Source organism: Streptomyces sp. NPDC002276, from assembly GCF_053891435.1.
Window position 1 is genome coordinate 59,742 of record NZ_JBSFCQ010000017.1, and the last position, 13,040, is coordinate 72,781.

Sequence of the window (13,040 nt, forward strand, 5' to 3'; positions counted from 1 at the left end):
ACAGGTCGCCCCTATGCTGCGGAGGGGCGACGGGAGGCACGTATGCACAGGCCCGGCATGAGGGCGCCGGTCAGAAGGATGCTGGGCGTGCTCGTGACGGTGACTCTGGCGGCGGGATGCGCGCATCGGAACCCGGCGCCGGTGACAGACCCCTCTGGCAGTGCCTCCACCGCACCCGAATCCACGGTCTACGCCTCCAAGTTGCAGAAGAGCGACCTCCCTTGGAGCGGCAGTCCGAGCCCGTACAACGCCGAGGCGGAACTCGGTGACGGCCGCCGCGTGGCCCTGCACTACCGCCGGGGCAAGGGGCTCGTCGAGCAGCACTACAGCCCCCGGGCAAAGGCCTGGACCGAACCGACGATCATCTACCGCACCGGGACCGACGCCTGCCAGGGCATCCAGTTGCGCACCAAGAACGGAATCGTCGCGGCGATCGCCGACTTCGGCACCTACTGCTACGACGGCGAGCCCCCGACCGAGTCCATCGCGGCCGTCGGTGTCGACGACCTGACCGACTGGAACATCAACGTCACGAAGAACATCGACGGTTGGGAACAGGCCTCGGTCTCCGACGACGGGCAACGGGTCGTCTTCGGAAAGGACACGACTCTCCACTGGAGTCGGGACGACGGGTTCGAGCGTCGGTGAGAACTTTCGGCGGTGCTTCACATGACTCGGGCGGCGAGTTTCTTCGGGCGGCGACAGCCTTCTCCCGTACACAGGTGTCGGGGTCGCGGGCGAGGGCGCCCAGTACGGCCAAGGTCGCCGGTTCGGGGGCGGGGAACCGGCTCAGGGTGATGGCGACCCGGTCGGCGTGCGAAACCGAGGGTGCTCAGGGCGCTCACTCGCAGCTGGGGGCCGGGGTCCGCGAGCAGGGCCGTCAGCAGATCGACTGCCCGCGCCGAGGTCTCCGTGTGACTGCCGATGGCCCCCACCGTCACACTGCGGACGCGGGCGTCCGGATCCCGGGCGGCGTCGGCCGGCAGGTCGAGGCCGTCCGGTTCGGGAACGTAGCCGAGCAGCCACAGCGCCGTCCTGCGCAGGCCAGGGAGTCGGGGCCCGTGGCCCACGGCACGATGATGCCCCGCGCGTAGGCACGGTCCTGGCGGGCGAATTCGGTCGCCGTCGCCGTCAGGGAGTCCTGGTCGTCCCCAGATCGTGCGCGAAGGCCCGCAGCAAGTTCGGGCCGGGCAGGGCTCGGGAGCCGACTGTCGCGGCCAGAATGCCGCAGAGCACGTGGCGTCCGTACCCGTTCCCGGCTTCCACGGCGCCGACGAGGTGCTCTTGCGGGCGGGGGATCAGGGCAGTGTCCCGGGCGGCAAGCAGCTCGCCTTCCAGGGCTTCGATCCGGTCGAAGTCGCAGTCAGGGTCGGCCGGTTCGGCGGTGAGGGCGTCGAGCTGTGCGGCGGTGCGGCTCACGAGACGGTCCTCCAGCGCGGGGCGTCGAGGTCGGGTTCGTCGGGGCTGGCGAAGTGGAACGGCACGCCGAACCGCTCGGCCAGGGCACGGCCGACCGTCTCCGCTTCTCGCGCTTCGGGCCATGGCGGGACCACGCCGTTGAACAGCCGCAGGTCACCACCCTTCCGGACGCTGGCGAGCTGGTGCTCGGCGAGCGGGACGTCCGTGTGCGCCACCAGGTACACGTACCAGCCCTCGCTGTCGCCGTCCCACAGCGCCTCGACGGCCACGGTCGGGCCGGGCAACGCCTCGACCTGCTCCGTGAGCGTCGTCAGGTCCAGGGGCGGGGTCGGCAGGCGCTCCAACCGCTGGCCCAACTCCCGGTAGCGCTCTGTCACCACATCCAGGGTTTCGTACAGCCCCGGCCTGGTCTCGGCCGGGAACGCCTCACGCATCCGGGCGACTGCCGCGATGCGGTGGTCTCGTTGGATCAGACCGTCGACGGCGGAACGCTCGGCGGCCGACAGCGCGGCCCATATCGGGGAGTCCATGACCGTATTCAATCGTCACCGGTCACTCCACTCGACACCCGCCCCAACTGCCCATCCGCAGAAAGGGCTTGCCGACGTCCCCCGGAGGCTGGCACGATCGCCTCCTCCATCACTCCGGACAACGGAGGGTGGTTGTCGAGGAGGTCCGGTGTCGAAGCGGTGGCTGTTTCTGTCGGCGGCCGCGGTGCTCATCGTCGTGTCGCTCGCCCTGGTGCTGCTGCCCGGTGACAAGAGCGGCGAGGACGTGAAGACCGAGGCGGGACACGCCGTCAGCGGATCCGCGGTGAACTCCCCGTCCGCGACCGGTACTTCGACCGCCTCCGCTTCTCCGTCCGCGCGCGCGACCGGCGCGTCCAAGAAGCCGTCGGTGACACCGTCCGCCAGTCCGACCGCCACCTCGGCCTCTCCGTCGGCCACGAAGACCCCCCAACGGGCCGCCGGTACCGCCTCGTTGGCGGGGCGCATCCGGCCCGGCGTCACCTACCGCGGTGTCGCCACCTTCTACGACGCGGACGGCGGCGGCGCCTGCCTGTACGACCCGAGCGGCGACGTCCTGACCGGCGCCATGAACACCACCGACTACGAGTCGTCCAAGGCGTGCGGGGCGTATGTGCTCGTCCGCGCGGGCGGCGCCACCGTCACCGTTCGGATCACCAACGAGTGCCCGGGGGACTGCGCGCCGGGGCAGATCGACCTCAGCGCGCAGGCCTTCGCCAAACTCGCCAGCCCTTCGGCCGGACGGATCCCGATCACCTGGAATCTGGTGAGCCCCAGCACCTCCGACACGATCTCGATCCGCTACAAGACCGGGTCCAGCCGCTACTGGTGCGGTATCCAGGCGATCGGCCACCGCAATCCGCTGGCCCGCCTGGAGGTCCTCGCGGGCGGCACCTGGCGTCAACTGCCGCGCGCCAGTTACAACTACTTCCTCTCCGAGAGCGGCAGCGGCTGCGGCGGCGCGATCAGGCTCACCGACATCTACGGCGAGCAACTCACCGTCCCCGCACTCGCGGTGCGCCCCGACGTCGTACAGGCCACGCGCCTCCAGTTCGCCAAGCACTGAGTCAGCGCTCTCGCCCTGTGGCGGCGCTGAAACCGAGCGAGGCGGTGAACAGGGCCTGAATCGCGGCGAGTACGGCGGACAGGTCCCACAACCATTCGGGAGTGGCGGGCGGCGGGCCGGCGCTGACGCCGTATCTGCCCCGGGGATCGACCGTGACGGTGAGACGGTCGCCGACGGCGAGGTGCCCCGCTCCGATGACGCCGAGCCGCCGGTGGTGAGCGGCGTCGGCCAGGACCGCATTCGTTCCGGCGTCGTACACGCCGGTGCTGGGCCGCAGGTCCGTCACGACCGCCCGGACGGCTCGGCCGTGCTCGTGCAGAGCCTGATCCTTCAGCGCGAGCCAGCACACCAGCATGGTCGCGGCGACGCAGGCGGCCACCGCGGTCTCCCGTACCGGGATCGCCCACCCACTGTCGTCGCCCCGCACGTCGTACAGGACGAACGCCAGCCCGCCCAGAGCACCGGCCAGTACGAGCGCGCCGAAGCCCAGGACCATCGGGTTCCGCCATCCGACGGGCGTCAGCGACGCGCCGTAGACGAGGCCGAAGGCGATAGCCGTCAGTGCCGCGCTCACCGGGACCGCGAGTACCGTCCACAGCAGCCGCAGGGCCCATCTCCGCCCGGTGGCGCTCACCGTTCGTGGGTGTTCGGACGACCCGGCAGCAGGCGGAGCGCCTCCAGCAGCGCCAACTCCTCCGGCGTGTAGGCGTCTTGGTCCGCGACCGAGGAGGAGGCCCAGTCCGCGATGACTTGGCGGAACCGCTCGGTGCGGTCCTCGATGACAGGGGCCGGGGGATTCTCGGCGAGCAGGCGGGCCACTCCGTTGCGGAGGACCTGAGGGTGTTCGAAACCGGATGTCGGTTCGGCGACCCGGCGTGCGGGCAGCCCGGTGAGTTCCGTCAGGTGGTCCTCCGCTCCGGGTGGGTGCGGGCCGGTCAGCAGCAGCCCGCCGGCGGTCGCCTGCCGGGCGGTCTCCGGTGGCGTGTCACGCAGTACCCGCGCCACGAGGTCCACCACCGGCTGGTAGGCGGGGGCTACGACGGCGCGCAGTTCGGTCGGCGAGAGGGCGACCTCGACCGGCTGTCGTGGGCCGGGGGCGTCGTCGGTGATCAGCGATCCGTGGACGGACATGGGGCCGGGCACCGTCGGCGACGGCGCGAACGCGCCGCCGTGGACGACGGCGGACCACGCCACTTCCAGGCCGAGGTCGATGCGGTGACCGTCGCGCACATGCCCGATCACCGCGTCGGCCAGACCTCGCGCGCCCCCGGTGGCCAGACCGCTCGCGACCACCTCACGCCCGGCGACGAGGGCGACGGAGGTGTGCACCGCGTCCTGGTGCACCACGACACACGCGCGCGGCTCCGGGTCCGCACCGAGCAGGGCGGCCACCGTCTCGTCCACCACGGTGACCACGGCCGCCGGCCACTGCTCCCGGACGGTGTCCACGGCCGGTGGCACTCCCGGGTGCGCGTCGGCTCCGGGCGCGACGAGAACCACCGACCCGATCGGCGGCCACAATGGGGACGCCTTCGGCACGCCGACCGCCAGCAGCTCCGCCGCGAGCGAGGCGTCCGAGCCCGGGCCCGGATTCCAGGCCAGCTCCAACACCACTTGCGAGTAACGGGCGTTGCGCCCCGTCCGCTGTATTCGTATCTCTTCCAGAACCCACCAGAGCACGCCGCCACCCCCGCACCGTTGTCCTGTGCGGCGATCTTAGGTGATGGGCGACATACCGGCGGTCGTACCTGTGCGGTCCGGTGCGAGCGCCCGGAATCCGACTTCCGCAACACTCCCGACACAGCTTGGTTTCCCTGGGTGCTACCGGCGGTAACAACAGAGGTGTCGCGGGCGCGCGCCACGTGTCCGTCACACCTCCCGCACCTCCCGTACCTCATTTCGGAAGGCACCTCATGGAGAACTCGACGTCCCCCACGGCGATCAGCAGACGAAGAGCCTTGACGGTGGCCGGTGGCGTCGCCGCCGGCGCTGCCCTCGCGGCGCACGCGGCACCGGCGTTCGCGGCCGGGACCTCGGACGCCGACGCCATCGTCGTCGGCCACGGTCTGGCCGGACTGGTCGCGACGGCCGAACTGGTCGCCGCCGGAAAGAAGGTCCTGCTCCTGGACCAGGAGCCCGAGTCCAACCTCGGCGGTCAGGCGTTCTGGTCCTTCGGCGGACTGTTCCTGATCGACTCCGACGAGCAGCGCCTCATGGGCATCAAGGACTCCCAGGAGCTGGCCTGGCAGGACTGGCAGGGCACGGCCGGCTTCGACCGCGGCATCGACGACCCGAGCGGCCAGGACTACTGGGCCCACAAGTGGGCCGAGGCGTATGTGGACTTCGCGGCCAACGAGAAGCGGTCCTGGCTCTACGGCCTCGGTATCCGCTGGTTCCCGATCGTCGGCTGGGCCGAGCGCGGCGGCGGCCTCGCCGACGGACACGGCAACTCGGTGCCCCGCTTCCACGTCACCTGGGGCACCGGCCCCGCCGTGGTCGAGCCGTTCGAGAAGCAGGTGCGGGCCGGGGTCGCGAACAACAAGGTGACCTTCAAGTTCCGCCACCAGGTCAACGAGATCGTCCGAACCGGCGGCGTCGTGACCGGAGTTCGCGGCTCGATCCTCGAACCCAGCACCGCCCAGCGCGGGAAGGCCACCTCCCGCACCGTGGTCGGCGACTTCGACCTCAAGGCCCCCGTCGTGATCGTCACTTCGGGCGGCATAGGCGCCAACCACGATCTCGTACGGCAGAACTGGCCGGCCCGGCTCGGCCCCGCGCCCAAGAACATGATCACCGGTGTGCCCGCCTACGTGGACGGCCGGATGCTGGGGATCACCGCGTCGGCGGGCGGCCGGATCGTCAACCCCGACCGGATGTGGCACTACACCGAGGGCCTCAAGAACTACGACCCGATCTGGCCCAACCACGGCATCCGCATCCTCCCGGGCCCGTCCTCGATGTGGTTCGACGCCAAGGGCAAGCGGTTCTCCGCCCCCGACATGCCGGGCTACGACACCCTCCACACCCTGGGCTCGATCACCGCGAGCGGCTACGACTACTCGTGGTTCGTCACCACGAGCAAGATCATCGCGAAGGAGTTCGCGCTCTCCGGGTCCGAACAGAACCCGGACCTCACCAACAAGGACATCCTGATGCTGCTCTCGCGCATCTGGCAGACGCCGGAGCCGATCGAGAAGTTCAGGAAGAACGGCGTCGACTTCATCACCGCCACCACCCTCTCCGAACTGGTCCTCGGCATGAACAAGCTGACCGGCGACGGCCTGATCCAACTGGCCGATCTCCAGCGGCAGATCGAGGCCCGGGACCGGGAGATCGACAACCCCTACTCGAAGGACGCCCAGGTGATGGGCATCCGCAACGCCCTTTCCTACACCGGCGATTCACTCAGCCGCACCGCCGCGATCCACAAGATCCTGGACCCGGCCGCCGGACCGCTGATCGCCGTCCGCCTCAACATCCTCACCCGCAAGACCCTCGGCGGCCTTCAGACCGACCTCTCGGGCCGGGTCCTGGACGCCACCGGTGCGCCGATTCCCGGTCTGTACGCGGCCGGTGAGGTGTCCGGCTTCGGCGGCGGGGGAGTGCACGGCTACCGCTCGATGGAGGGCACCTTCCTCGGCGGCTGCCTGTTCTCCGGCCGGCAGGCGGGCCGCGCGGCGGCGGCAGCGCTCTGACCGGTACGGCCGCTCGCCACATGTCGGCAACTCGGGCGCGCACGGCCCGAGTTGCCGACAGGTCAGCCGAGGTACAGCGGCAACTGCGCCGCGAGTGAGCCGAGTCGGTGCGTCTCCGCTTCCGTCGGCGCCCGCCGTCCCGTGCCGACGAGCAGCGCGTCCCGGTCGGAGAAGGACGTGGGGAATGGGGTGTTGGCGATCCGCTCCAGCAACTCGCGTGCCCCCGCGAGTGCTTCGACGGGCGGTCCCGGCACGTCCGGGAGGTGTCCGACCAGGTCGAGGTGGTGCAGCGTCCACTCCAGGACGTACGCGGAGAGGTAGTCGCCCGCGGTGAGGACCTGGTCCTGAGTGCTCACCCGCAGACCGGGGTCGGCCAGCCGGGCGGCACGGCCGGCGGCCGAACCGACGTCGTCCAGATGGAACTTGAGCAGCCCGGGCTCCTCGTACGCGGCGGCCAGCCGGACGATCAGCGCGTCGAGCGGGTCGTCACCGGTGGGCGGCGTCCGGCTGACCGCCCAGTAGCTCACCGCGTCGCGGGTCACTTCCGTGTCGGCGGGAGTCACGAGGGTGATCAGCACGTCCTGGGCGTCGATGACCAGATGGCAGACCAGGTCCCGCACCAGCCACCCGGCACACCCCGAGGGCCGTGCGAAATCGGCGTCCTTGAGGTCGGCGACCGCGGCGAGCAGAGCTGTCCAGGAGCGGGAGAAGAGATCCACCTCGGCACGCTATGTGCCCGGGCGGACCGTGTCACGTGAGACGGCGGTGGATGTCCGCCAGCAGGTTGCGCATCGCCATGCGGAACAACTCGGCCTGGTGCCCGCCGAGGAAAGCGGTGTGCCCGAACACCTCCAGGGCGACGAGCCCGTGCAGATGTCCCCACGCGCTCATCAGGAGGGCGGTCGCGGGCGACGGCAGACGCCCCTGGCCGTAGTGCGGCAACTGCTCCAGATACTCCCGGAGTTGGGGTGAGAGTGCGGGCATGTCGGCCGCCGCGAGCTGTTCCGGGGTGAACTCCTCGAACAGTTCGCGCTCGAAGATCATGCTCATCCGCCGCGTGGCCTGGGTGGTCGGACCGTCGGCCGGTGCCGCGTAGTCCCGCAGCGGTGTGCCGTAGAGGAGTTGGAAGTGCTCCGGGTGGGCGATGCCCCACCGCCGGTAGCCCTCGGCCGCCCGTACCAGGCGGGGCAGGTCCGGGTCGTCCGCCGGGGTGTCGACAGCGGCCTGCACGGCGTCGGCCAGGTCGTCGTAGGCCTTGGTGACGAGGACCGTGATGAGGGCGTCCCGGCTCGGGAAGTAGTGGTAGAGCGCCTGCACGGTCATGCCGAGGCTGCGGGCGACCGCGCGCAGCGACAGGGCTGCCGGGCCGTGCTCGGTGAGGTGGCGCTCGGCGGCCTCCACGATCTCCTGGGTGGCCGCGGCCCGGCGCCGCTCGCGCAGGGACGGGAGGGCGGTCGTGGCTCCTTCGGCGGGCATGCGTTCACCGTACGACCGCAACTCGCGCCGGGGGACGTGAAGTTGCGAGGTGTGAGGAAAATCTAACACTGCCAAATCCTCTTGCTCCTCACTAGCGTCGTGCGCGGCGACGAAGAATGCCTCATTGGCCGACTCCGGCTGTTTCGCGCCTTTTTCGACGTACGGACAGCAAAGGAGAACGGGCGTGTTTGAACGTATGGCCGAGCTGGTGATCCGCCGGTCGCGGCTGGTACTCGTCGTCGCCGTCGTGGCCGTGGCCCTCATGGGGGTCCTGGGCGCCGGCGCGTTCGGCAAGTTGCTGGGAGGCGGCTACGACGACCCGTCCTCCGCCTCCTCCCGGGCCGCGAAGGTCATCGACCGGAAGTTCGGCGGGGAGACGAACCTGGTCCTGCTCGTCAGCGCGACCGAAGGCCGCGTGGACGGGACGCCCGCGGAGCGGAGTGGCCGGGCCCTGGTCGCCAAGCTCAAGAGGGAACAGCACCTGGAGAACGTGATCTCGTTCTGGGACACGTCCAGCCCCGACCTCAGATCCAAGGACGGCCGCGAAGCCGTGGTGCTCGCCCATGTGAAGGGCAACGACACCGAGCGGGACGAGAACGCGAAGAGCGTCATCGACGCCTACGCCGGACCGTACGAGGACTCCCTCACGGTCCGGGCGGGCGGCGGTGCCGCCGTGACCAGCGAGATGGGCACCCAGTCGGCCAAGGACCTCGTCCTCGCCGAGTCCATCGCCGTGCCCCTCACCCTCGTACTCCTGCTGCTCGTCTTCGGCAGCGCGGTCGCCGCCCTGCTGCCGCTGGCGATCGGAACCATCGCCATCGCGGGCACCTTCGCGGAGCTGTTCCTCCTCGGCAGCGTCACCGACGTCTCCGTCTTCGCGGTCAATCTGACCACCGCACTGGGGCTCGGCCTCGGCATCGACTACGCGCTGCTGATGGTCAGCCGGTTCCGGGAACAGCTCGCGACCGGGGCGAGCGTGGACGACGCCGTACGGCGGACCGTGAGCACCGCGGGCCGTACCGTCGCGTTCTCCGCCGCGACCGTCGCGGCGGCGCTCGCGGCCCTGCTGGTGTTCCCGCAGTACTTCCTGCGCTCCTTCGGGTATGCGGGGGTCGGTGTCGTCGTCATCGCGGCCGTCAGCACCCTGTTCGTCATGCCGGCCCTGTTCGTCGTCCTCGGCCACCGCGTCAACGGCGGGCGGCTGCCGTGGGCGAACCGTGGCCGCTCCGGCACCCGGGCGCCCCTGTGGGGACGGCTGGCCCGCACCGTCATGCGGCGGCCCGCGCTCACCGCGCTGCCCGTCCTCGCGGTCCTGCTGCTCGCTGCGAGCCCGCTGCTCGGCATCACCTTCGGCACCCCGGACGAACGGGTCCTGCCCGAGGACGCGGCGAGCCGCCAGGTCTCCGCCGTCCTGCGGGAGAAGTTCAACGGCAGCGACGACGCGGCCCTCCACGTCGTCATCGACAAGCCCGTGGCCAAGGCCCCACTGGAGTCGTACGCGACCGAACTGTCCGGGCTCAAGGGCGTCGTCCGCGTCGAGACCAGCAAGGGAACTTATGCAGATGGGCGGTTGACCGCCCCCGGCACTACCGTCCTCGGCCGCACCGACGCGCAGCAGATCAACGTGGTGAGCACGCTGACCCCGAAGTCGGATGCGGCCCAGAGCCTGGTCCGGAAGGTGCGGGCGATCGCCCCGCCAGCCGGAACTCGGCCTCTGGTAGGCGGAGTCGACGCCGTACTCGTCGACTCCAAGCACTCCGTCGGCAGCAGGCTCCCGCTCGCCGTGGCCCTGGTCGCCCTCACCACCTTCCTCCTGCTCTTCCTCTTCACCGGCAGCGTCGTACAACCGCTGCGCGCACTGCTCCTCAACATGATCAGCCTGGGCGCCACCCTCGGCGTCATGACCTGGATCTTCCAGGACGGCCATCTCTCCTCCCTGCTCGGCTTCACGGCACAGCCGATGGACGTCTCCATGACCGTGCTGATGTTCTGCATCGCCTTCGGCCTCTCGATGGACTACGAGGTCTTCGTCACCAGCCGGATCAAGGAACTCCACGACCAGGGCGCCGACAACGAGTCCGCCGTGACCAACGGCCTCGGACACACCGGACGCATCGTCACCGCCGCGGCCTGTCTCCTCGCGGTGAGCTTCTTCGCCTTCGGGACGGCGAAGCTCAGCTTCATGCAGCTGTTCGGCCTGGGCAGCGGACTGGCCATCCTCATCGACGCCGTCGCCGTACGCGGTGTCCTCGTCCCCGCCGCGATGCGGCTGCTCGGCCGCTCGGCCTGGTACGCGCCCGGCTTCCTGCGCCGGTTCCACGCACGGTTCGGCCTCAGCGAGGGCGGTGCCGCCCCGGCAGCCGTGACCGATCCGATCGTCAGGGGTGCGTCCGAAGTGCATTAGAGCTAAGTTGATTAGAGCTAATGCATGTGGCCGGAAGGAGCCCGCCCGTGGACCTGCGGCAGCTGTTCGACGACCTGGTGCGTTTCGAGACGGACCTGTGGAACGGGATCGACGCCCGGCTCCGCCAGGACTGCGCTGTGACCCTGGGCAGCCTGAACGTGCTGCTCGTCGTCGAACGCGCGGGCTCCTGCCGGGTCAACGACATCGCCGCCGCTCTCTCCATCACGGTCGGTGGCGCGAGCCAGGCCGTCGACCGGCTGGAGAGGGCGGGCCGCTGCGTACGACGGCCGCACCGCACCGACCGCCGTTCCTCGATCGTCGAACTGACGGCGGCCGGGCGGGACTTGGTGGCCGAGGCGGGTCCCGTCTTCGACCGGGAGCTCGCGACCTGGCTGGCCGGTCCGCTCCCGGCCGCGCAGCTCGGCCACCTCGCGAGCACGCTCGCCGTACTCCGTGTCGCCAACCCACGCACCCCGGACCCTGGGCCAACACCCCTGACGAAGGAGACCAGATGAGCCCCGCACAAGCACGCGCAGTCCGTTTCGACGAGTACGGCGACCGTGACGTCCTGTACGTCACCGAGGTGCCGATGCCCAGCCCCGCCGCCGGAGAAGTCCTCGTCGAGGTCCGGGCGGCGGGCGTCAACCCCGGTGAGGCCGCGATCCGTTCGGGCGCGATGCGCGAGCTGTTCCCCGCGACCTTCCCGTCCGGCCAGGGCAGCGACCTCGCCGGAGTCGTCACCGCGCTCGGCGAGGGCGTCACCGACTTCGGCGTCGGTGACGAGGTCCTCGGCTTCTCCTGGCAGCGCTCCAGCCACGCCACCCACGTCGTCGTACCGGTGACCCAACTGATCCCCAAGCCGGGCGCCTTGAGCTGGGAGGTGGCCGGCTCCCTCTACGTCGTCGGCTGCACCGCGTGGGCCGCCGTGGACGCGGTGGCCCCCAAGCCCGGCGAGACCGTCGCCGTCTCGGCCGCCGCCGGTGGAGTGGGCACCGTCACGGTCCAACTCCTCGCTGTACGCGGCGTGAACGTCCTCGGCATCGCCTCACCCGCCAACGCCGACTGGCTCACCGCCCACGGCGTCACCCCGGTCCCGTACGGCGACGGACTCGCCGAGGCCCTCACCGCGGCGGCACCCGACGGGATCGACGCGTTCATCGACCTGTTCGGACCCGACTACGTCGAACTCGCCGTCGATCTCGGCATCCCCCGGGACCGGATCGAGACGATCATCTCGTTCCAGAAGGCGCAGGAACTCGGCACCAAAAGCGCGGGCAGCGAAGGCGCCTCCACCCGCGAGGTCCTCACCGAAATGGCCGACCATGTGGCCGCCGGCCGTATCGAGATCCCCGTCGCCGCCACCTACCCGCTCGACCGCGTCCGTGACGCGTACGCCGAACTCGAACAGCGCCACACACGCGGAAAGATCGTCCTCATCCCCTGAACTGCCCCTGGACCGACGTTACTTGCTGTCGCGGAGGGCCGACGTGGTCTTCCCGGTGCGTTCGCGCAGCAGCACGCGCAGGGTGTTGGGGTGCTCGTAGCCGACCCTCCTGGCAATGGTCTCCAGGGAGAGGCCGGTGGTGCGCAGCAGATGGGAGGCGCGTTCGATCCGCAGGTCCTGCACGAACCGGATCGGTGACGTTCCGACGGTGCGCCGCACGGCACGCTGGAGCGTCCGCTCGCTGACCCCGATGGCCCTGGCCGCCGCGGGAATGCCGATGGGCTCGGCCAGATGCTCACGGGTCCAGAGTTCGAAGGCCGCGACCGTGGGATCGCTCTGGGCCAGGGCGCTGGGAATCGTGTACGCGGCCTGCGAGGGGCGTTCGTCGACCACGAGATAGCGGGCGACCAGGTCGGCGAGCGCGGGGCTGGCCGCCCGCACGATCGCCAGCGCGAGATCGACATGGCCGAAAGCCGCGCCCGCGGTGATGACGCCCTCGCAGCTGATCACCATCCGGCTGTGATCCAGCTCGACCTTGGGATATCTGTCCCGGAACGCGGGCGACAGCGGCCAGGACGTCGTGGCCCGCAGCCCGTCCAGCACCCCCGCCTCGGCCAGTAGGAAGGTGCCCGCGCACGCCGAGGCGATGGTCGTCCCCCGTGCGCGGGTGCGCGCGATCAAGTCCCGGACGGGCCGGGACACCTCGCCGCCCACATGGTCGACCAGTGCCGAGGGATCGCTCTCCCCGAACGCCGGTACGACCAAGAGGTCGGCCGTGTCGGCCAGTTCGAGCGGCTCGGGCGCCACGAGGAGTCCCGCCCGGGTCCGCACCTTCGGGCCGGGCCCGACCAGGGTGACGTCCCAGGTGGGCGACGACTCATGGAGCTGTCCGCCCAGCGCGTTGGCGTTGTTCAGCACATCCAGGACGGCCGAGAGCCCCGAGTCGAACACCCCGTCGTAGACGACAACCGCTACTCGCATGGCGGGAACGCTATCAACCGTGTCGTTT

At 70.5% G+C, this 13,040-nt stretch carries 14 protein-coding genes; 6 read left to right on the plus strand and 8 right to left on the minus strand.

Going from position 1 to position 13,040, the window contains the following annotated elements:
• Window positions 1-141: 141 nt before the first annotated feature.
• On the plus strand, window positions 142-648 hold the full coding sequence (locus tag ACWIHT_RS34875) for a hypothetical protein (RefSeq protein WP_456172317.1): 507 nt from the start codon (window positions 142-144) through the stop codon (window positions 646-648).
• A gap of 17 nt (window positions 649-665) precedes the next feature.
• Here the strand turns inward: ACWIHT_RS34875 and ACWIHT_RS34880 are convergent, their stop codons facing one another.
• The 3 genes from ACWIHT_RS34880 to ACWIHT_RS34890 form a co-directional block, all read right to left on the minus strand.
• A complete protein-coding gene (locus ACWIHT_RS34880) occupies window positions 666-1,070 on the minus strand; it encodes a HEAT repeat domain-containing protein (protein ID WP_456172318.1) in 405 nt (134 codons plus the stop codon).
• 61 nt (window positions 1,071-1,131) lie between these two features.
• On the minus strand, window positions 1,132-1,419 hold the full coding sequence (locus ACWIHT_RS34885; protein WP_456172319.1) for a hypothetical protein: 288 nt from the start codon (window positions 1,417-1,419) through the stop codon (window positions 1,132-1,134).
• The gene (locus ACWIHT_RS34890; protein ID WP_456172320.1) at window positions 1,416-1,949 is read right to left on the minus strand and encodes a hypothetical protein; all 534 of its coding nucleotides are present in this window, start codon (window positions 1,947-1,949) and stop codon (window positions 1,416-1,418) included. Before ACWIHT_RS34890 ends, ACWIHT_RS34885 begins: the two co-directional genes overlap by 4 nt.
• Before the next feature lie 148 nt (window positions 1,950-2,097).
• Between ACWIHT_RS34890 and ACWIHT_RS34895 the strand changes: the two genes are divergently transcribed.
• Complete coding sequence (locus tag ACWIHT_RS34895) at window positions 2,098-3,012, plus strand: expansin EXLX1 family cellulose-binding protein (RefSeq protein ID WP_456172321.1); 915 nt, start codon at window positions 2,098-2,100, stop codon at window positions 3,010-3,012.
• Window position 3,013: 1 nt separating this feature from the next.
• Here ACWIHT_RS34895 and ACWIHT_RS34900 read toward each other — a convergent pair whose 3' ends face one another.
• Both ACWIHT_RS34900 and ACWIHT_RS34905 read right to left on the minus strand, forming a co-directional pair.
• A complete protein-coding gene (locus ACWIHT_RS34900) occupies window positions 3,014-3,646 on the minus strand; it encodes a hypothetical protein (RefSeq protein WP_456172322.1) in 633 nt (210 codons plus the stop codon).
• On the minus strand, window positions 3,643-4,692 hold the full coding sequence (locus ACWIHT_RS34905) for a rod shape-determining protein (protein WP_456172323.1): 1,050 nt from the start codon (window positions 4,690-4,692) through the stop codon (window positions 3,643-3,645). Before ACWIHT_RS34905 ends, ACWIHT_RS34900 begins: the two co-directional genes overlap by 4 nt.
• A 233-nt stretch (window positions 4,693-4,925) precedes the next feature.
• Here ACWIHT_RS34905 and ACWIHT_RS34910 point away from each other — a divergent pair, with 233 nt between their 5' ends.
• The gene (locus tag ACWIHT_RS34910) at window positions 4,926-6,707 is read left to right on the plus strand and encodes an FAD-binding dehydrogenase (RefSeq protein WP_456172324.1); all 1,782 of its coding nucleotides are present in this window, start codon (window positions 4,926-4,928) and stop codon (window positions 6,705-6,707) included.
• A gap of 62 nt (window positions 6,708-6,769) precedes the next feature.
• On the opposite strand, the gene ACWIHT_RS34915 is transcribed toward ACWIHT_RS34910, so the two are convergent.
• Together ACWIHT_RS34915 and ACWIHT_RS34920 are read right to left on the minus strand one after the other, a co-directional pair.
• The gene (locus tag ACWIHT_RS34915) at window positions 6,770-7,426 is read right to left on the minus strand and encodes a maleylpyruvate isomerase N-terminal domain-containing protein (protein WP_456172325.1); all 657 of its coding nucleotides are present in this window, start codon (window positions 7,424-7,426) and stop codon (window positions 6,770-6,772) included.
• Window positions 7,427-7,457: 31 nt separating this feature from the next.
• Complete coding sequence (locus ACWIHT_RS34920; RefSeq protein WP_456172326.1) at window positions 7,458-8,183, minus strand: TetR/AcrR family transcriptional regulator; 726 nt, start codon at window positions 8,181-8,183, stop codon at window positions 7,458-7,460.
• Between the two features lie 184 nt (window positions 8,184-8,367).
• Between ACWIHT_RS34920 and ACWIHT_RS34925 the strand changes: the two genes are divergently transcribed.
• The 3 genes from ACWIHT_RS34925 to ACWIHT_RS34935 are packed head-to-tail and all read left to right on the plus strand — an operon-like array spanning window position 8,368 to window position 12,031.
• Complete coding sequence (locus tag ACWIHT_RS34925) at window positions 8,368-10,587, plus strand: MMPL family transporter (protein WP_456172327.1); 2,220 nt, start codon at window positions 8,368-8,370, stop codon at window positions 10,585-10,587.
• 47 nt (window positions 10,588-10,634) lie between these two features.
• Entirely contained in the window at window positions 10,635-11,102 is a 468-nt protein-coding gene (locus tag ACWIHT_RS34930; protein ID WP_456172328.1) for a MarR family winged helix-turn-helix transcriptional regulator, read from the plus strand.
• On the plus strand, window positions 11,099-12,031 hold the full coding sequence (locus tag ACWIHT_RS34935) for an NADP-dependent oxidoreductase (RefSeq protein WP_456172329.1): 933 nt from the start codon (window positions 11,099-11,101) through the stop codon (window positions 12,029-12,031). The genes ACWIHT_RS34930 and ACWIHT_RS34935 overlap by 4 nt, the downstream gene beginning before the upstream one ends.
• Before the next feature lie 18 nt (window positions 12,032-12,049).
• Here the strand turns inward: ACWIHT_RS34935 and ACWIHT_RS34940 are convergent, their stop codons facing one another.
• Window positions 12,050-13,012: a GlxA family transcriptional regulator gene (locus ACWIHT_RS34940; protein ID WP_456172330.1), complete on the minus strand. Its 963-nt coding sequence runs from the start codon at window positions 13,010-13,012 to the stop codon at window positions 12,050-12,052.
• Window positions 13,013-13,040: the final 28 nt, after the last annotated feature.

What these genes read in the sequence shown, in the direction of transcription:
- ACWIHT_RS34910 (WP_456172324.1), top strand. Translation starts at nt 4,926, where the DNA reads ATGGAGAACTCGACGTCCCCCACGGCGATCAGCAGACGAAGAGCCTTG.
- ACWIHT_RS34920 (WP_456172326.1), bottom strand. Translation starts at nt 8,183, where the DNA reads ATGCCCGCCGAAGGAGCCACGACCGCCCTCCCGTCCCTGCGCGAGCGG.
- ACWIHT_RS34935 (WP_456172329.1), top strand. Translation starts at nt 11,099, where the DNA reads ATGAGCCCCGCACAAGCACGCGCAGTCCGTTTCGACGAGTACGGCGAC.
- ACWIHT_RS34890 (WP_456172320.1), bottom strand. Translation starts at nt 1,949, where the DNA reads ATGGACTCCCCGATATGGGCCGCGCTGTCGGCCGCCGAGCGTTCCGCC.
- ACWIHT_RS34940 (WP_456172330.1), bottom strand. Translation starts at nt 13,012, where the DNA reads ATGCGAGTAGCGGTTGTCGTCTACGACGGGGTGTTCGACTCGGGGCTC.